Origin of the sequence: Pseudomonas sp. M47T1 (assembly GCF_000263855.1) — a bacterium.
GTDB lineage: Bacteria > Pseudomonadota > Gammaproteobacteria > Pseudomonadales > Pseudomonadaceae > Aquipseudomonas.
On the sequence record NZ_AJWX01000009.1, the window covers coordinates 49,696 to 66,736 of the forward strand.

The window sequence follows — 17,041 nt, forward strand, 5'->3', positions numbered from 1 at the left end:
CCAGCGGCGCGGGAAACGCATCAGGAAACGCGGGAAATCTCGACGCCGCTCTGCAACAGCCTGAATTGATCACCGCCCAGGTGTTCGACGCGATCGCCAATGGCCAGGCGATACGTGACTTTCGGCGCAGAGCCGCTGCTGCCATCAGCCTCCAGTGTGGCTTCCTGGTATTCATGCACCGGGTAGATCCGACCTTCGGCATCCCGCGCATGAAACTGTCCAACGAGTACTGCAGCCATTGAATTACAACCTCTGAATATATCCACGTGTGAAACTTGCGCCCTGTAGACCACTGTTTTACCTGGGAAGTTTTACCGTTGATGAAAAAAAACCGTCTTCCATAGGGCCGTGAGGCAAACCACGCCAGGCTCATCTATACCTACACCTCCTTTTGCCGGAAATGTTGGAGCAGTCATGAGCAAGGTGTACTCCGTCGCCGTTCTGGTCGGCAGCTTGAGAAAAGCATCCCTCAACCGCAAGGTCGCCCAGGCCTTGATCGCCCTGGCACCACCGAGCCTGTCGCTGAAGATTCTCGAAATTGGCGATTTACCGCTTTATAACGAGGACATTGATGGTACACCACCGGCGGCCTATACAACGTTTCGCAATGCGCTCGGTTCGTCGGATGCCGTGCTGTTTGTCACACCCGAGTACAACCGGTCGGTGCCGGCACCACTGAAAAACGCCATTGACGTGGGGTCCAGGCCCTATGGCAAGAGCTCCTGGGGCGGCAAGCCCGGCGCGGTGATCAGCGTGTCGCCGGGGGCGATTGGCGGCTTTGGCGCCAACCATCACCTGCGCCAGTCGCTGGTATTCCTGAATGTGCCATGCCTGCAGCAGCCGGAAGCCTATGTGGGGAATGCGGCGGCGCTGTTTGACGATAACGGCGACCTGGCGGAAAAGAGCAAGCCGTTCCTGCAAGGGTTTATCGATGCCTACGCCAAGTGGGTGGAGCAGTTCCATAAGGCTTGAATGCCTGTGCCTGCTTTTGTGTGAGCCGGCTTGCCGGCGAGCTTTGAGATACCCAAAGCTCGCTGGCAAGCCAGCTCCCACAAGGTGGGCTAGGCGTTCTGGGGCATTTCCCCGGCCGCCAGACGGCGGTTGATGTCGGCGATCACCTGCGGCAACTCATTGATGGTGTCGATCAGGTAGTGCGGGCGTGAGCCTGCAAACAGCTCGTGAATGCGTTCCCGCTCACTGGCCAGGGTGGCGGCGTCCAGCGCCTTGTAGCCCTCGTACGTCAGCCCCAGCGCGTTACCCGAACACACCAGCGCCACCGTCCACATGCCGGCACGGCGGCCTTCCAGAATGCCCGGCACGGTGTCATCCACCTTCACGCAGGCAGCCACGTCGTCGATGCCCAGGGCAATCACGTTGGCCAGTGCCTGGGCCGGCCAGGGGCGGCCGTTGGGCACCTCATCGGTGGCCACCACGTGGTCGGCGACATAGCCATTGTGCCGGGCCAGTTCCACCACCTTTTCCATCACCACTGCCGGGTAGCCCGAGCAGGAGCCAATTTTCAAACCGCCCTGGCGCAGCGCGGTGATGGTGTCCAGCGCGCCGGGAATCAGCGCCGAGTGGGCAGCGATCTTTTCGATCTGCAATGGCATGAAGCGGTTGTAGATAGCGGTGACGTCATCATCGCTGGGCGCGCGGCCGAACACCTTGGCGTAGCGCTCGCTGATGGCCGGCAGGTTGCACAGGGTGCGGATGTGGTCCCACTTGCCCATGCCCATGGGGCCACGGGCCTCTTCGATGGACACCTGCACGTCGAACTCGCCGAAGGCTTCGACGAAAATCTGCGTGGGGGCGAAGGAGCCGAAGTCGACAACGGTGCCGGCCCAATCAAGAATCACGGCCTGGGTTTTGCTCGGGTTGCTGTAGTTCATGGGTACGTCCTGATCAATGGGTTGAAAAGAGGGGGAGTCAGATGTCCAGTACTTCCATTTCGCCCAGCACCTGGGCCACGGCGTCCACGGCGGCCTGCATGCCGCTGCGGCCCACGCAGCCGATGCAGCCCACGCGGAAGGTTTCAACCTGGGTGAGCTTGCCCGGGTAGAGGATGAAACCCTTGGCCTTGACCCGTTCGTAGAAGTCCTTGAACTGGTAGCGCGGGTCTTTCGGTGCGTGGAAGGTGACGATGATCGGCGCCTGGATGGCCGCCGGCAGAAAACTGTGCAGGCCAATGGCGGCCATGCCTTCCAGCAGGGTGCGGCAGTTGTCGGCGTAGCGGGCGTGACGGGCGGCCAGGCCGCCTTCCTCGTTGTATTGCAGCAATGCCTCGTGCAGGGCGGCCACCACGTGGGTGGGCGGGGTGAAGCGCCATTGGCCGGTCTTGGCCATGTAGGCGTGCTGGTCGTGCAGGTCCATGGCCAGCGAGTGGCAGTTGCCCTCGGCCTGGGCCAACGCGGTTTTACCGGCAAACACAAAGCCCATGCCGGGCACGCCTTCCAGGCACTTGCCAGAGGCGGCGATCAGCGCGTCGAACGGCACCTGGCCGGCGTCGATGGGCAGGGCACCGAAGGAGCTCATGGCGTCGATGATCAGGCGCTTGCCATGGCGGGCCACGACCTGGGCGATCTCGGCCAGCGGGTTGAGAATGCCGGTGCTGGTTTCGCAGTGGATCAGCGCCACGTGGCTGATGTCGGCGTCTTCGTCCAGCAGGCGGTCGACGTCGGCGGCGGTGGTGGGTTGGTCTTCAGCGGTTTCGAAGGTGCTGAAGGCGCGGCCCAGCACGGTGCAGATCTTTGCCAGGCGCTGGCCGTAGGCGCCGTTGATCAGCACCAGTACCTTGCCGTCGCGGGGTACCAGGGTGCCGATGGCCGCTTCCACGGCGAACGTGCCGCTGCCTTGCAGGGGCACGCAGTGATGGCTGTCGGCGCCATTGATGATGGCAAGCAACTGTTCGCAGACACTGGCGGTGAGCTGGTTGAAGCTCGCGTCCCACGAACCCCAATCCATCATCATCGCCTGGCGGGTACGGGCCGAGGTGGTCAGGGGACCTGGGGTCAGCAAAATCGGGGCGGTGCTGCTCATGATATTCCTCGCAAGCGGTGGGCTGAACGTACGGCGCCTAAGTTGCAATTCCATGAAGCATCAATCAAATTGTTTGTTGTTATCCCAACTATAAGTCAGGCCGATTCATGAACCTGTTCCAACTGCGCGCGTTCGACGCTGTGGCCCGCGAGGGCAGCTTTACCCGCGCTGCCGAGCGGCTGTTCATCAGCCAGCCGGCGGTCACCGGGCACATCAAGGCGCTGGAAGAGCACTACCAGACCACGTTGTTGCGGCGCACCGCCCGACGGGTGGAACTGACCGAGGAAGGCACCCGGCTGGCTGCCATCACCCGAGCCATGTTCAGCCTGGCAGAGGAAGCCCAGGCGATGCTTGAGGCCAACCGCCAGTTGCTGACCGGGCGGCTGGAGGTGGCCGCCGATGGTCCGCACCAAGTGATGCCTATGCTTGCCAGCCTGCGCGAGAAATACCCCGGCATCACCGTCAACCTGCGCTTGGGCAATGCTCAGGAAACCTTGGCGGCGCTGACGTCGGAGCGTGCGGACGTGGCGGTGATGACCGGGGTAGAGCCACGCAAGGGCCTGCATTTACAGATGCTCAGCCCCTCGCAGATCTGTGCGCTGGTGCCGGCAGCGCACCCCTGGGCCGGCCAGGCCATTGACCTTGCACAGTTGCATCAGCAGATCATGGTGCTGCGCGAGCCGAACTCCATTACCCGGCGCACCTTTGACCAGGCGTGTGCCGCCACCGGGGTGGTACCACGGGTGTTGCTGGAGCTGGACAGCCGCGAGGCGGTGACCGAGGCGGTGGCCGCCAAATTGGGCATTGGCATCGTGTCGTCGGTGGAGCTCAGCCATGACCCGCGGGTGGTGGCCGTGCCGGTGCGGGGCGAGGGGCTGGTGAACCAGCACATGATCGGTTGCCTTGAGCGCCGTCGCGATCTGCGCCTGATCCGTGCTTTCCTGGGTATAGCGGCTGCCTTGTAGCCGCTGCCGCCAGGCTGCGTTGGCCCCATGCTTTGCCAAAGACCTTCAGGGTTAACGCCGGCCAGCGCAGCCTGCGGCAGCGGCGGCGATGACGGGGCAGGGCGTTACCGGGTTTTTTTGTCGATTGCGCGATTAAGGGCGTATAAACTGGCGCGATGCGCTGATCGATACCGGTATCGGCGCCAGAGAAAGAGAGTTGAAATGGGCGCACAGTGGAAAGTTAAACACAGAGAAGCAGCAGCCAACGCCAAAGGGCGTATCTTCGGCAAGCTGTCCAAGGAAATTTCGATTGCCGCGCGGGCCGGTACCGACCCCGACACCAACGCGCGTCTGCGCCTGGTCATCGAACAGGCGAAAAAAGCCTCCATGACCCGCGAGACCCTGGAACGGGCCATCAAGAAAGGCGCGGGCATCGGCGGCGACGCGGTGCACTACACCCTGGTCAAGTACGAGGGCTTTGCCCCGCACCAGGTGCCGGTGATCGTCGAGTGCCTGACCGACAACGTCAACCGTACCGTGTCGCAGATTCGCGTGCTGTTCCGCAAAGGCACCCTGGGCGCCGAAGGTTCGGTATCGTGGGACTTCAACCACGTGGGCATGATCGAAGCCACCCCGGCCAGCGCCGACGCTGACCCGGAAATGGCCGCCATCGAAGCCGGTGCGCAGGATTTCGAAGCGGGCGAAGAAGAGGGCTCGACCCTGTTCATCACTGACTTCGCCGACCTCGACGGTGTGTGCAAGGCACTGCCGGAACAGGGCTTCACCGTGGTAGCGGCAAAGATCGGCTACATGCCGAAAAACCCGGTGTCGGGCCTGAGCGAGGCAGACATGGCTGAAGTCGAGGCCTTCCTGGAAGCCATCGACGAGAACGACGACGTGCAGAACGTCTACGTCGGCCTGGCAGGCTGATGCAAGGGTCGGTCTGATATGCTTGTGTGAGCTGGCAAGCCAGCTCCCACAGGTCACGCCAGGGCTTCACTGACGCGGTTGAAATCCGGGCGCGCCAGCACGTCGGGCTGCACGCAGGCCTGCTGCAGGTCCACCCAGCGCGGATCCACCCCCTCGCAGCGCTCGATCAATTCTCCCAGCCAGATCCCGAACGCCCGCACCTCAATGCGTTGCAACGCCGTGGCCACGTGGCTGCCGTCCTGCGGGTAGAACGAGGCGGCGCCAAAATCTCCCAGCAGGCAGTCGCCCTCGGCGTTGTACAGGGTGTTGTGGCCGTACAGGTCGCCATGGTTGATGCCATGGCGATGCAGGTGTGCGCCCACCGAGGCCATGCCGCGAGCCATGGCCAGCAGCGTCGGGGGGGTAAAACGGGCGCCCTCGGGATAGACGTCGCGGCTGCAGCTGTCCAGGCTGGGCAAGGCGGCCAGGTTGGCGAAGTCGGGGCCGATCAGGTCCATCACCAGGCCGGCCACGCCCTGGGGGTGGTCCTTGAGCTTGCCTTCGATGCGGATCAGGTTGGGGTGCAGGCCGGCGGCAATGCACGCGTTCATCTCGTTGAGCGGCGTGCCATCGCTGGTGATATCGCCCTTGTAGAGCTTGATCGCCACGGGCTTGTCACCCCATTGCGCCTGATGAATGACCCCCGAGGCGCCTTCGCCCAGTTTCTGTTCCACCTGTAGCTGCGCCCAGGCGATGTCGGCGGTGATGCCGTCCTCGTCATGGGGCGTGGTGAAGTCGACGCTCATGGGGTTCCCGGCCCACGCCAGCCACGCCAGGCTTGGCAGGGTCAGCAGCCAATCGGGCAAGGCGCCCAGGCGGTTGGCTGAAAGGCGCAACAATTCGAGCTTATGCAGCTGGGCCATGCTGGCCGGCAACGCCGTGAGGCGGTTGCCCGACAGCATCAATTTCTGCATCAGGTGACAGTCGCCGATTTCATCCGGCAGCGCTTCGATGCAGTTGTCGGTGAGGATCAGCCAGCGCAGTTTCGCGCCCAGGGCGGCGGCCGGGACGTGGGTGATGCGGTTAGACCTAAAGCCCACCATGCTCAGGTTCGCGCACTGGCCAATGCAGGCCGGCAGCTCGGTGAACCGGTTGCTGGAGCAAAACAGGATCTTGAGCCGGGTCAAGCGGTGCAGGTCGTCTGGCAGGCTGCTCAGGGCATTGCCGGTCAGGTCCAGTACTTCCAGGGTATCGGCCAGGTCGAAGATCTCGCGCGGGAACTCGGTCAGGCCACAGGCCAGGTTCAGGCGGGTGCTGCCGGCCAGTTGGCCAGCCTTCAGCTGTGCAAGGGTATCCATAGGGCTCGTCTTGAAAATTCGCGATGCCCATCATAGCGGCCATACTCAGGTTTCGCCCGTCCATAAAAACAATCCAGGGTAGGATTCATGAAGTACCAGCACTGCTATCAGCACTCCCTCGCCGAGCCTGCGGCGTTCTGGGCCGAGCAGGCCCGCCAGGTGGCCTGGTTCCGCGCCCCCACCCAGGTATTGACCGAGCACGCCGACGGCACCCACGAATGGTTCGCCGACGGTTGCCTGAACTCCAGTTACCTGGCCCTGGACCATCAGGTCGAGCAGGGCCGCGGCGAGCAGACAGCCCTGGCGTATGACTCGCCGGTCAGTGGCGTGCAGCAGCGTTTCAGTTTCCGCCAGTTGCGCGCTGAAGTGGCGCAACTGGCCGGCTGGATGCGCAGCCTGGGGGTGAGCAAGGGCGACACGGTGCTGCTCTACCTGCCCATGATTCCCCAGGCGGCCATGGCCATGCTGGCCTGCGCGCGCCTGGGGGCGGTGCATTCGGTAGTGTTCGGTGGTTTTGCAGCCAATGAGTTGGCGGTGCGCATAGACGATGCGCAGCCCACGCTGATCCTCAGCGCCAGCTGTGGCCTGGAATTCGACCGAGTGGTCGCCTACAAGCCGCTGCTGGACAAGGCCCTGGAATTGGCGCGTCACCGGCCCGCGCATGTGGCGGTGTGGCAGCGCCCGCAACTGGCCGCCAGCCTGATCCCCGGGCGCGACCTGGACTGGCAGCGCGAGGTGCAGGGTGCGCAACCGGCCGCGCCGGTGGAACTGGCCAGCGCTGACCCGCTGTACATCATGTACACGTCCGGTACCACTGGCCGGCCCAAGGGCATTGTGCGCGACAACGGCGGGCACGCGGTGGCAATGGCCTTCGCGCTCAATCAGGTGTACGGCATGCAGCCGGGGGATGTGTGGTGGGGCATTTCCGACGTGGGCTGGGTGGTGGGCCATTCGCTGATCGTCTACGGGCCGTTGATGGCCGGGTGCACCAGCGTGATGTACGAGGGCAAGCCGGTGAGAACGCCGGACGCCGGCAGCTATTGGCGCATCATCGAGCAGTACCGGGTGAACGCGCTGTTTTGCGCGCCCACGGCCATGCGCGCCATCCGCAAAGAAGACCCGGAAGGCCAGTTGCTGGCCCGTCATGACCTGAGTTCCCTGCGCTGTTTGTACCTGGCCGGCGAAAAACTCGACTCCAGCACCCACGCCTGGCTGGAAGCGGTGACCGGCAAACCGGTGCACGATCATTGGTGGCAGACCGAGACGGGTTGGCCAGTGACCGCGCCCTGCGCCGGCCTGGACGGCTCGGGCGCTCGCTCAGGTTCCAGCAACCGCGCGGTACCGGGCTACGCCGTGCGGGTGATGGACGAGGAGGGGCGGCAACGGGCCGTGGGCGAGCAGGGTGATATTGTCATTGCCTTGCCGTTGCCACCCGGCTGCTGCCAGACCTTGTGGCGCGACCCCGAGCGTTACCGCCAGGCTTACCTCAGCGCCTACCCCGGCTATTACCACACGGGTGACGGCGGCTACGTGGATGAAGACGGTTTCGTCTACATCATGGGCCGCACTGACGACGTCATCAACGTGGCTGGCCATCGCCTGTCCACCGGCGAAATGGAAGACCTGGTGGCCGCACACCCCGCCGTGGCCGAGTGCGCGGTGTTCGGCGTGCATGACGAGATCAAGGGCCAGGTGCCGTTGGCGCTGGTGGTGCTCAAGGACGGCGCCAGGCAGGGGGCGCAAAGCTTGCAGGCCGAGTTGGTGGCCCAGGTGCGCGAGCATATCGGCGCGCTGGCCTGCCTGCGACGGGTGCAGGTGGTCAAGCGCCTGCCCAAGACCCGCTCGGGCAAGATTCTGCGCGCGGTGTTGCGCAAGATCGCCGACGACGAAGTGTTTGCGCCGCCGTCGACCCTGGATGACCCGGCGATTCTGGGCGAGATCGCCCAGGCCCTACGAGGTCACTGACACCGTGAAGCCTTCCTCGGCCGTGGGCAGGCTGAAGTAGCGGCTGATCAGTTCGAACTGCTCGTCGCTGGCGGCGAACTCATGTTCGCCGCCTGCATTGCGGGCCCGCAGCCGCGCCTTGCAAACGTCATCGGCAACGCCCAGCACATGCAGGATATGCTCGGCCCGGGCGTGTTCGAACAGGCTGCGCATCCACTGACGGTTGGCCGGCGTGTTGGCGGGAAAATCCAGCACCACGTTCACCCCGATGGCGAGCAACGCTTGCACGTGGGGGCCGATGGCATCGCGCAGCAGGGCGGCGCAGCGCACGTAGTCGGCCACGCTGTGCATCTGGTCCTTGTACAGCCGCGCCAGCCACACGTCCTCGCTCACGCGCACGGTGTTCGGCGCCTCGGCCAGGTGCGTGGCCAGGGTCGATTTGCCGGAAGCGATCTTGCCGCAAAGCAGGTGCAGGGTGGCCATGGAACTGTTCCTTGATCAATGAACTCTCGTGGGAGCGGCTTGCCAGCGAGCTTTTGGCGTCCTGAAAAGCTCGCGGGCAAGCCAGATCCCACAGAGGTTACAGGTGGTGTTCTTGAAGCTGCCCCAGTCGGCTGCGCGTGCGCGCCAGGTCAATGGCCCGGCCGGCCAGGGTCTCCGCCAATGGCCGGTCGCTGATGAGTACCACGCGCTTGTCTTGGTCGTAAAGCACGTCGATCAGGTTGATGAAGCGCTGCTGCACGGCAATGGAGCAGTCGTCGAACAGTGGCAGTTGGTCGATGATCCAGGTATCGAAGCGCCCGCTCAGGTCCAGGTAGTCCATGACCGCCGTGGGCTGTTCGCAAATGTCGTCGAAGGTAAAGTGAATGGTGCGCTCATGGCTCATGCGCGCACGCAGCTCGCGCTTGCCCACCGCCAGCGCAAATGGCGGAAGGTTCGCCGCAGGCAGGCTCAAGGCCTGGCGCTGTTGGGCGGTGCCGGGCCACACGTAATGGCCCAGGGTGAATTGCTGCTCGCGGGTGGCGCTGGGCAGCTCGCGGTAGTCCTGGGCGCCGCCCACTTCCATCACCTGCATCTGCGCATTGATCAGGCGGATCACCGGTAGGAAGCGTTCGTGGTACAGGGGGTTGGGCAGCAGCCCCTCGGGCGGGTAGTTGGACGTCACCACCAGGAAAATCCGGCGCGCCGCCAGCGCCTTGAACAGGCGGGTGAGCAGCATCGCATCGCCAATGTCGTGCACATGGAATTCGTCGAAACACAGCAGCCGGCAGTCGCTGAGCAGCTCGTCCAGCGTGGTCTCCAGGGCGTCGGCCTGCTCGCGGTTGCGGAACATGCCTTCGTGCAGTCGGGCGAAGAAATCATGGAAATGCAGGCGACGCTTATGGGCCATCGGCATGGCCTGATAGAAGCCGTCCAGCAACCAGCTTTTGCCGCGGCCCACCGAACCATACAGGTACAGGCTGCGCGGTTGCGCCTGGTCTTCCTGCAACAGCGGTTCCACACGCTCGGCCATGCTATCGATGACCAGCTGCTGGCCCTGGCTGAGGGTAAACCCCTGCTCGCCGGCCTTGTGCTGGAAGTAATCGGTAATCTGCGTGCCACGCCCCAGCGCACGGTGGGCGGGGGTCTTGCCCAGGCGAGACTTGAACCAGGATTTCTTTGGCGGTAACGCGGCCAAGGGGCACTCCTCATGCAGAACGCAGGCCCACGGTGGGCGTTATGGGTATTTAAGCAAATGGGGCGGGGCGCAGGCTAGCGGGGTGGGTGAAGGGCTGGGCGGTAGTCGGGCAGTTGATGGTGGCAGACGGGCGTACATGCCACTGCCGCTGCCGAAGGCTGCGCTGGCCCGCGACGGATCAATCGCGTATGGGTGCGCCTGATGGCCGACCACCAAAATACCCGCCCCGCGCATCATTACGATCTGTATAGATTCGTCCAAGTTACAATAAGTAATAATTAAGAGGCGTTAAAAAATACAAAGTTTGTGCCTGTCTCAGCAGGGTGAGGCGCATTCAGTGCTGGTGGATGGGCAGCATCGCCAGCCACTGGCGCCCTTGCAGGTGTATTCATTGCAAGGGCGTGTGTTGGAGCCCGAGGACTGCGTGCGGGTTAGCGCCCGTCCAGGTGCGTAAGCCCGGTCAAGGTGTCGGCAATTTTCTTGGTGCGCTGGGACGTGCCTTCAGTCATGCGGCTGGAGTTTTCCAGGTCGCTGAGCATCTGCTTGAGCGTGGCCACCGAGGTTGACTGCTCTTCGATCTGCGACGCCACCTTCTGGATCTCGCCCGACAGCGCGTCAATGTCCACGCCGATTTCACCGGCGTTTTTGCGGGTGATTTCCGCCAGCTTGCGCACCTCGTCGGCCACCACGGCAAAACCGCGGCCGGTCTCGCCGGCCCGCGCGGCCTCGATGGCAGCGTTCAGCGCCAGCAGGTTGGTTTGCCCGGCGATCTGCTGAATCACCTGCACCACGGACTGGATGCGCAAGCTCGATTGTGCCAGGTCACGGGCGCTGCCCACCACCTCGTCGGCGTGGCTGGACAGGCCGGCCACCGTGCTGCCAGCCTGGGCGGTGACGCTGTTCTGGTGGTCGATGGTGCTGGTCAGGTCGTCCATGGACAGGTGCAGTTCACTGGAATAGTGCTGCAACTGGCGGGCAATTTCTTCCTGTTGCTGGGTGGCGTGGGACAGCACCGTGCCCAGGTCCGCCAGGCCGTCGAACACCGGCAGCACGTTGGCGTCCAGGCCGTGGGTGTCCAGCGTGCTGGTGAAGTGATGATTCTTGAATGCCTCGATCTGCTTGACCACCACGCGGTTCAGCCCGGCCAGTTTCTGAATCTGGCGGCGCAGGAAGAACGCCTTGAACTCGCCGTAGTGGCTGGCGAAGCGGTCGATGTAGTCATCGCTGAACGTCGCGCCCTTGGCCACCTTGAAAAAGAAGATGGCGGTGAGGGTCTGGTTGAGGTTCAGGCCCAGGATTTCGCCGAAGGTGGAAAACCCTGCCACCGGCACGTTGCCGAACACCCCGGTCATTTCCCCCAGTTTGCCGGCGTTGTTGGCGCGGCGCAGGATGCAGTCGTTCAGCAGCCCCACCAGCGGCTGGCCGCCCTTGCCCTGCAGGAAGCGCTGGAAGTCGCGTTGGGTGGCGTCGCGCAGCGAGGTGCGCTTGACCATTACCAGTTCTTCGCCGGGGGCTACGTCGCAGAACAGGTGCACGGTTTCGCGGGCATAGTCGATGCGGGCGATGGAGCGCACGAACAACTCGTCGCCCACGCGAATGGCGAACGAGTATTCGGCCAGGTACTTTTCCAGTTGCGCGGGCGCGCATTTGAAGGCGTCGCACAGGGCCTGCACCATGCTCTTGATGTTGCCGGCGGCGTCGAATACCTGGTGGATGTAACGCTCTTCCAGGGACGCGGTCAGCACGCTGAACGACAGCTGGGTGGGTTCGAAATTCTGGCTTTTGAACACCCCGAAGCGCACCTGGGGCGCGCATTTGAGGAACACGATCTGTGCATGGTTCTGGTAGCTGCGCTGGCCATCGTGCAACAGGGTTTTCTGGAAGTCGTCCTTGCCACCCGCCGAGCCGCCAACGAACAGGCAGGGGAAGCGGCCCGACTCGTACAGGGCTTCCATGAAGAACGACTCCGACGCCGACAGGCCGTCAAACAGCACGTAGGCCAGGGTGTCGCGGCTGTCGATGGGCAGGTTCAAGCGGGTGCGCTTGAGTTCGGCCACCAGCTTGTCGATGCGCTCGCGCATGGCCAGGCGCTTGCCGCCGCTACGGATGTCCTCGGACAGCAGCGGCACGCTGACCAACTCGGCCGCGGCAATCACGCTGGCGTCGAACAGTTGCAGCACGATGCGATCCCAGTTGCCCTGGGCCGAGCAATACAAGGCGTCACTGCTGCTGCACAGTTCACCCGAGGTGGTGCACAGGCTCAACGTGGCATGGGGAAAGCGCTGGCGCAGTTGTCGGGCCACGGCGTCCAGGTCCAGGTGGGGCGAGACGAAGCCGGCAATGAACGTGGGCTGCAGGTGCACGGCCTGGAGGTTGCTGCCCAGCGCGCCGAAGGTGCTCAGCACGGTGGCGGTCCCTTGGGCCGTCGCAGCGGCCCGGCGGAGAAAACGGAAGGGGTTCATGGGGTTCGGGACCTATGGGCGGCAGAAAGGAAAAAAGACGCGGTGGATGCTGATCACTGCATCGACCTGCGAAGCAAGGACTTGACCGACCCGGTACGAAGGTATGACGAGAGGTAGGCTGAAACGATAAAGCCTCGGCGTGTTGACGCCGGCACGTCGCGCTGCGTCACGCGTCTGTCTTGACTTGAAATGGGTGCCGGCCGCGTCGCTGGCCCGCAAGCCTTGGGCGGTGGAACAACGCGTGGCCGTGCGCCGGGGTAGCGGTTACCTGCTGGAGTTCCCCCTGAGCCGGGTGGTGGCTGCCAGCCTGGTGCTGGTGGACGCCCAGCAGCAACACCTGGCGCTGGGCCGCAACGTGCTGCACGAGCAGAGCGGTGGCCGCACGGTAGTGGGCTGGGATGGCTTGGTCTATCTGGAAAACTTGCAGGCTCATAACAGCTTGGTGGTCAACCTGGCCGACGGCGGTCAGTGCCGCGTGCAGTTCGACCTGGATGTGCAGCAGCAGGGCGATGTGCCGCTGCTGGGGCCGCTGGTGTGCCAATGAAGCGCTGGTGGCTGGGCGCGTTGCTGCTGATGTGCGCCGGCACGGCCCGGGCGCTGTGCTCGGTGGCCACGCCCACGGCGCCGACCTTCGTCCTGATCAGCTCGGTGCTGGTGCGTACCACTGTGCAGTCCACTTCCACGCTTAATGCGGGATTGACGTGCACCGTGTCGTTGTTGACGTTGCTGGGCAGCGGCGACCATTTCTACCTCACCGTCACCGGCAGCAAGACCGGGCTGCAAGTGGGCAGCAGCGGCCCGGTGATCGGCTATACGTTGTACGCCAACAACACCACCAGCTACCCCATTGCCCGTGGCACCCAGTTCGACTTTGCGCGCAACTCGCTCATCGACCTGCTGGGCTTGCTGGGCAGCACTAATCCCAAGTCGGTGTGGCTGTACCTGCAAACCATCATCGGCAGTAACGTTCCCACCGGCCAGTACACCGAGACCCTGACCCTGGCCTGGAGCTGGAACTACTGTTCCGGCATTGGCATCGGCGCCATCTGCCTGGGCCGTGACATCGGCTCAGGCTCCATGAACATGGTGGTCAACCTGCAAGTCACCAACGACTGCCAGATCACCGCGCCCAACCTGAGTTTCGGCAGCGCGCCACTGGTGCTGGGTTTTGCCACCGTGAGCAACAGCATCAGCGTGTCCTGCACTCTGGGCAGCAGCTACACCGTGGGCCTGAGCGACGGCGGCCAGCCGGTCAGCGCGGGCGGGCGACGGCGGATGATCTCGGGCAGCAACTACCTGGCCTACGACCTGTTCAAGAGCGCGGGCAGCGTGCGCTGGGGCAGCACCGGCTCGGCGTGGCGCGACAGCAGTGATGCCGAAGTGAACCCGGGCAACGGCACGGGCACGGGGAGCCAGGTGTTCAACTACAACGCTAAAGTCTACACTGACCAGACCACGCCACCGGCGGGAAGCTACCTGGACAGCGTGATCGTGGACGTGGCGTTTTAACTGGCCCCTGAAACACCGCATCACAACCCTTGCAGCCCCTTCGCCGCCACGTCCACCGGCGCCACCATCGCGTAGTTGTAACCCGGGCCCGACCAGTAATCGGCCTGCAGCCCATCTTCACGCCGCGAGCCGCGCGGCAGCAGGTTGTTGTCCGGGCCCGGCGGGCGGATATAGAACGTGACCTTGGCACCGCGCGCGTCCTGGTACAGCACCATGGCCGCAGGGCCCTGGTCGGTGCTCAGCAAGCGCGCGCCCACGGCCTTGAAGCCGGCGTGGCTGAGGTCGGGCGGGCGCTTGGCGTTGCTGAAGTAGCGGTCCAGCCAGGGTTGCAGGGTGTCGGCGTCGCTGACCTTGAAGTCGGCCGGCAGTACATCCTTTTCAGCAAACAAATGGTAGGCCTGCAAGGCGTCGGTCATCGGCTCAACGCTTGGGTGGCGCGCCTGATGGGCTTGCCAGCCGCCAATGCCGCCCACGCCGATGGCCAGCACCAGCACGGCCGCGCGGGCCAGGTGTTGCTGGTAGCGATGGCGGCGTCGCAGGCGCACGGCCGCCGGGTCCAGTGCCGGGTTGTCGGCCAGCGGCGAACCGCCTAGCACCGAGCGCAGCAGGCGCGCGTCCTTTTGCCAGCCCTTGATCTGGGCGGCGACGTCAGGGTGGCCAGCCAGCCAGGTCTCCATGCGCTGGCGGTCGGCGGGGTTCAGGCGCAGGTCCACGTAGGCGTGCAAATCATGTTCGGTAGGGGGCAGGGTAATCATTTCAATATCCGCAGGGCAGGGCGATGAATCTCGCCTTCGTTGAGCAGGCGCAGGGCCTGGCGGGCACGAGACAGGCGCGACATGACAGTGCCGATGGGCACCTGCAGCACGGTGGCGGCCTCCTGGTAACTGAGGCCTTCCACCGCCACGGCATGCAGCAGGGCACGCTGCTCGTCACTGAGGCGGTCGAAGGACTGCAGCGCCGACTGGGCCATGACCGTGCGCTCCACCGAGGGCTGGTAGTCGTCGCGGCCGGTGAAAAACTCCAGCAGGCGCGCGTAGCGACGGGCGCGGCGGTGGTTGTCGACAAACTGGCGGTAGAGGATCTGGAACAGCCAGGCCCGCAGTTCACCTTCATCGTGTTTGTCGGCGCGGCGGCTCAGGGCCTTTTCCAGGCAGGTCTGCACCAGGTCGTCGGCGCTGCTGGGCTCGCGGGTCAGCGACAGGGCAAAGCGTCGCAGGCGCGGCAACAGGGGCCGTAGTTGTTCGTCGAAGTCGTTCATCAGGGTGGCCCGCAACTCGGTGCTCTGTTCCAAGATTAGCAAGACGAATGACGGCGCGTTTTATTCCATTGCGCCTAACCTGAAATTATTCAGCAGCGGGACAGGGAATAAAACGCGCTGGCCTTCGTCTCATAGCACCCCAACGATTGCGGAGTCGCTCATGCCTGATCCAACGCCACCCCCCTTGACCTTGTTCGACAAGGCCGTGCGCCTGCTGGGCATCGCCGCCGTTCTGGCCGTCGCCGTGGCGGCCTTTGCCTACGTCAGTGGTCGCCTGGACCCCGAACGCCTCAAACCGCGCGACCTGGTCAACGCCCTGCAGACCAACAACGGCGTGCACCCCGGCTACCGGCGCAACCACGCCAAGGGCGTGTGCGTGATCGGCTACTTCGAGGGCAATGGGCAACTGCAAGGGTTGTCCAGCAGCCCGGTGTTTGCCCAGGGACGCACGCCGGTGGTGGGGCGTTTTGCCTTGCCCAGCGGCAACCCCTACGCGCCGGACACCAGCGTGCCGCTGCGCAGTTTTGCCTTGCGCTTCAGCCTTGCCAACGGCCAGCAATGGCGCACCGGGATGAACAGCATGCCAGTGTTCCCGGTGGGCACGCCCCAGGCGTTCTACGCCATGCTCAAGGCGGGTACGCCGGACCCGGCCACCGGCAAGCCCAAACCCGACGCCATGCCGGCCTTCTTCGCCTCGCACCCTGAGACCGCGCCGTTCCTGGCCTGGGTCAAGGGCGCCAAGCCGTCGGCCAGCTACGCCACGGAAACCTATAACAGCATCAACGCGTTCTACCTGGACAACGCCGATGGCCAACGCCAGGCCGTGCGTTGGTCGGTGGTGCCTGAAGCCAACGACAGCACGCCGGCCGGCCCGGATGCCGGTGCCGACTTTCTGCAAAGTGACCTGGCCCAGCGCCTGGCCGGTGGCCCGCTGCGCTGGACATTGCGCATGACCCTGGCCGAACCTGGCGACCCCATCGATGACGCCAGCAAGGCCTGGCCGGCCGGGCGCAAGACCGTCGATGCCGGCACCGTGGTGCTGGAGCGCATGCAACCGCAGATTACCGGCCAATGCCGTGACGTGAATTACGACCCTACCATCCTGCCCAATGGCATCGAAGCCTCCAACGACCCGCTGCTGGCCGCTCGCTCCGCTGCCTACGCCAGTTCCTACCTGCGCCGTACCTCGGAAGTCGATCAACTCAGCGCCAGCGCGCCCGCCGGGGAGGCCACGCCATGAAAGCCCGTCCTGAACATTTTGCCCCGGCTGCCCGGGTGTTGCATTGGGTCATGGCAATCATGCTGATTGCCATGCTGTTTATCGGCGTGGGAATGGTCAGCACCGTGTCCGAGCGCCATGAATGGCTCCTGCACCTGCACAAGCCGTTGGGCATTTCCATTCTGGCCCTGGTCATCGTGCGCCTGCTGGTGCGCTGGCTCACCCGCCAGCCGCCACTGCCGGCGGACCTGCCGGCCATACAGAAACTGGCGGCCAAGCTGTCGCACTGGTTGCTGTATGGGCTGATGTTGGTGCTGCCGCTGGTGGGCTGGGCGATGATTTCAGCCGCCGGAGACCCGGTGATGCTGGGGGCTTCGGTGCAGTTGCCGGCGATACTGCCGGCCGAGCCACACACCTATGCGCTGCTGCGCAAGGCCCACGGCTTGCTGGCGTACCTGTTGTTCCTGACGGTGCTGGCGCACCTGGGGGCAGCGCTGTATCACGGCTGGATTCGCCGGGATGGCGTGCTGCAAAGCATGACCTCCGGGGATAAGCCCTAGGCTAGCCCCCGGTTACCCCGTAACCTGCCGCCAGGCCGTAGCTGCGGGGCGGCCATCCGCCGCCAGGCTGCGAAGGTGCGCGCAGCGGGCCCGCGATAGGCGTGACACCGCCAAAGGTCCTGCGAACCTTTTCGCAGCCTGGCGGCAGCGCCTACGTGGGTCAC

Annotated in this window: 16 protein-coding genes and 1 pseudogene; 8 read left to right on the top strand and 9 right to left on the bottom strand. The window is 64.4% G+C overall.

All coding sequences use genetic code 11. The features are described from left to right. Nucleotides 1–20: 20 nt before the first annotated feature. Nucleotides 21–239, bottom strand: a complete 219-nt coding sequence (locus PMM47T1_RS11900; protein WP_008368950.1) for a hypothetical protein — start codon at nt 237–239, stop codon at nt 21–23. A gap of 175 nt (nt 240–414) precedes the next feature. Between PMM47T1_RS11900 and PMM47T1_RS11905 the strand changes: the two genes are divergently transcribed. Then, a complete protein-coding gene (locus PMM47T1_RS11905; RefSeq protein ID WP_008368952.1) occupies nt 415–972 on the top strand; it encodes an NADPH-dependent FMN reductase in 558 nt (185 codons plus the stop codon). A gap of 89 nt (nt 973–1,061) precedes the next feature. Here PMM47T1_RS11905 and phnX read toward each other — a convergent pair whose 3' ends face one another. Both phnX and PMM47T1_RS11915 read right to left on the bottom strand, forming a co-directional pair. Then, nucleotides 1,062–1,889 carry a phosphonoacetaldehyde hydrolase gene (gene phnX / locus PMM47T1_RS11910; RefSeq protein ID WP_008368954.1) on the bottom strand — a complete coding sequence of 276 codons (828 nt, stop codon included), beginning with the start codon at nt 1,887–1,889 and terminating at the stop codon, nt 1,062–1,064. A gap of 37 nt (nt 1,890–1,926) precedes the next feature. Continuing rightward, nucleotides 1,927–3,036, bottom strand: a complete 1,110-nt coding sequence (locus tag PMM47T1_RS11915) for a 2-aminoethylphosphonate--pyruvate transaminase (protein ID WP_008368955.1) — start codon at nt 3,034–3,036, stop codon at nt 1,927–1,929. 107 nt (nt 3,037–3,143) lie between these two features. Between PMM47T1_RS11915 and PMM47T1_RS11920 the strand changes: the two genes are divergently transcribed. Continuing rightward, complete coding sequence (locus tag PMM47T1_RS11920; RefSeq protein ID WP_008368957.1) at nt 3,144–4,001, top strand: LysR substrate-binding domain-containing protein; 858 nt, start codon at nt 3,144–3,146, stop codon at nt 3,999–4,001. A 201-nt stretch (nt 4,002–4,202) separates the two neighbouring features. Further along, a complete protein-coding gene (locus PMM47T1_RS11925) occupies nt 4,203–4,910 on the top strand; it encodes a YebC/PmpR family DNA-binding transcriptional regulator (RefSeq protein WP_008368961.1) in 708 nt (235 codons plus the stop codon). Between the two features lie 53 nt (nt 4,911–4,963). On the opposite strand, the gene PMM47T1_RS11930 is transcribed toward PMM47T1_RS11925, so the two are convergent. Then, a complete protein-coding gene (locus PMM47T1_RS11930; protein ID WP_008368963.1) occupies nt 4,964–6,247 on the bottom strand; it encodes a leucine-rich repeat-containing protein kinase family protein in 1,284 nt (427 codons plus the stop codon). Nucleotides 6,248–6,334: 87 nt separating this feature from the next. On the opposite strand from PMM47T1_RS11930, the gene PMM47T1_RS11935 reads away from it, so the two are divergent. Further along, on the top strand, nt 6,335–8,212 hold the full coding sequence (locus PMM47T1_RS11935; RefSeq protein ID WP_008368964.1) for a propionyl-CoA synthetase: 1,878 nt from the start codon (nt 6,335–6,337) through the stop codon (nt 8,210–8,212). Here PMM47T1_RS11935 and PMM47T1_RS11940 read toward each other — a convergent pair. From PMM47T1_RS11940 to PMM47T1_RS11950, 3 genes are all read right to left on the bottom strand, one after another. Further along, the gene (locus PMM47T1_RS11940) at nt 8,198–8,674 is read right to left on the bottom strand and encodes an AAA family ATPase (protein WP_008368966.1); all 477 of its coding nucleotides are present in this window, start codon (nt 8,672–8,674) and stop codon (nt 8,198–8,200) included. The two genes, PMM47T1_RS11935 and PMM47T1_RS11940, sit on opposite strands and share 15 nt — an antisense overlap. A gap of 97 nt (nt 8,675–8,771) precedes the next feature. Beyond that, nucleotides 8,772–9,869, bottom strand: coding sequence for a cell division protein ZapE (gene zapE / locus PMM47T1_RS11945; RefSeq protein WP_008368968.1), 1,098 nt, complete (start codon nt 9,867–9,869; stop codon nt 8,772–8,774). A 431-nt stretch (nt 9,870–10,300) separates the two neighbouring features. Beyond that, nucleotides 10,301–12,331 (bottom strand): methyl-accepting chemotaxis protein, encoded by a 2,031-nt coding sequence (locus PMM47T1_RS11950; protein WP_043300938.1) that lies wholly within the window; start codon nt 12,329–12,331, stop codon nt 10,301–10,303. A gap of 229 nt (nt 12,332–12,560) precedes the next feature. Here PMM47T1_RS11950 and PMM47T1_RS11955 point away from each other — a divergent pair. Together PMM47T1_RS11955 and PMM47T1_RS11960 are read left to right on the top strand one after the other, a co-directional pair. Next, nucleotides 12,561–12,875, top strand: a pseudogene (locus tag PMM47T1_RS11955) (FimD/PapC C-terminal domain-containing protein); the annotation flags it as partial. Next, the gene (locus tag PMM47T1_RS11960; protein WP_008368974.1) at nt 12,872–13,840 is read left to right on the top strand and encodes a Csu type fimbrial protein; all 969 of its coding nucleotides are present in this window, start codon (nt 12,872–12,874) and stop codon (nt 13,838–13,840) included. The pseudogene PMM47T1_RS11955 and the gene PMM47T1_RS11960, both read left to right, overlap by 4 nt. A 20-nt stretch (nt 13,841–13,860) precedes the next feature. On the opposite strand, the gene PMM47T1_RS11965 is transcribed toward PMM47T1_RS11960, so the two are convergent. Together PMM47T1_RS11965 and PMM47T1_RS11970 are read right to left on the bottom strand one after the other, a co-directional pair. After that, nucleotides 13,861–14,595 (bottom strand): anti-sigma factor family protein, encoded by a 735-nt coding sequence (locus PMM47T1_RS11965; protein ID WP_008368976.1) that lies wholly within the window; start codon nt 14,593–14,595, stop codon nt 13,861–13,863. Beyond that, nucleotides 14,592–15,098 (bottom strand): sigma-70 family RNA polymerase sigma factor, encoded by a 507-nt coding sequence (locus PMM47T1_RS11970; protein ID WP_043300955.1) that lies wholly within the window; start codon nt 15,096–15,098, stop codon nt 14,592–14,594. The genes PMM47T1_RS11965 and PMM47T1_RS11970 overlap by 4 nt, the downstream gene beginning before the upstream one ends. Before the next feature lie 160 nt (nt 15,099–15,258). On the opposite strand from PMM47T1_RS11970, the gene PMM47T1_RS11975 reads away from it, so the two are divergent. Continuing rightward, on the top strand, nt 15,259–16,338 hold the full coding sequence (locus tag PMM47T1_RS11975; protein ID WP_043300940.1) for a catalase family peroxidase: 1,080 nt from the start codon (nt 15,259–15,261) through the stop codon (nt 16,336–16,338). Continuing rightward, nucleotides 16,335–16,877 (top strand): cytochrome b, encoded by a 543-nt coding sequence (locus tag PMM47T1_RS11980; RefSeq protein WP_008368983.1) that lies wholly within the window; start codon nt 16,335–16,337, stop codon nt 16,875–16,877. Before PMM47T1_RS11975 ends, PMM47T1_RS11980 begins: the two co-directional genes overlap by 4 nt. Nucleotides 16,878–17,041: the final 164 nt, after the last annotated feature.

Coding starts and splice junctions, on each gene's coding strand:
- PMM47T1_RS11935 (WP_008368964.1), top strand. CDS start 6,335: ATGAAGTACCAGCACTGCTATCAGCACTCCCTCGCCGAGCCTGCGGCG.
- PMM47T1_RS11960 (WP_008368974.1), top strand. CDS start 12,872: ATGAAGCGCTGGTGGCTGGGCGCGTTGCTGCTGATGTGCGCCGGCACG.
- PMM47T1_RS11920 (WP_008368957.1), top strand. CDS start 3,144: ATGAACCTGTTCCAACTGCGCGCGTTCGACGCTGTGGCCCGCGAGGGC.
- PMM47T1_RS11930 (WP_008368963.1), bottom strand. CDS start 6,247: ATGGATACCCTTGCACAGCTGAAGGCTGGCCAACTGGCCGGCAGCACC.
- PMM47T1_RS11900 (WP_008368950.1), bottom strand. CDS start 239: ATGGCTGCAGTACTCGTTGGACAGTTTCATGCGCGGGATGCCGAAGGT.
- PMM47T1_RS11950 (WP_043300938.1), bottom strand. CDS start 12,331: ATGAACCCCTTCCGTTTTCTCCGCCGGGCCGCTGCGACGGCCCAAGGG.
- PMM47T1_RS11965 (WP_008368976.1), bottom strand. CDS start 14,595: ATGATTACCCTGCCCCCTACCGAACATGATTTGCACGCCTACGTGGAC.
- PMM47T1_RS11970 (WP_043300955.1), bottom strand. CDS start 15,098: ATGAACGACTTCGACGAACAACTACGGCCCCTGTTGCCGCGCCTGCGA.
- PMM47T1_RS11915 (WP_008368955.1), bottom strand. CDS start 3,036: ATGAGCAGCACCGCCCCGATTTTGCTGACCCCAGGTCCCCTGACCACC.
- PMM47T1_RS11975 (WP_043300940.1), top strand. CDS start 15,259: ATGCCTGATCCAACGCCACCCCCCTTGACCTTGTTCGACAAGGCCGTG.
- phnX (WP_008368954.1), bottom strand. CDS start 1,889: ATGAACTACAGCAACCCGAGCAAAACCCAGGCCGTGATTCTTGATTGG.
- PMM47T1_RS11905 (WP_008368952.1), top strand. CDS start 415: ATGAGCAAGGTGTACTCCGTCGCCGTTCTGGTCGGCAGCTTGAGAAAA.
- PMM47T1_RS11980 (WP_008368983.1), top strand. CDS start 16,335: ATGAAAGCCCGTCCTGAACATTTTGCCCCGGCTGCCCGGGTGTTGCAT.
- PMM47T1_RS11925 (WP_008368961.1), top strand. CDS start 4,203: ATGGGCGCACAGTGGAAAGTTAAACACAGAGAAGCAGCAGCCAACGCC.
- PMM47T1_RS11940 (WP_008368966.1), bottom strand. CDS start 8,674: ATGGCCACCCTGCACCTGCTTTGCGGCAAGATCGCTTCCGGCAAATCG.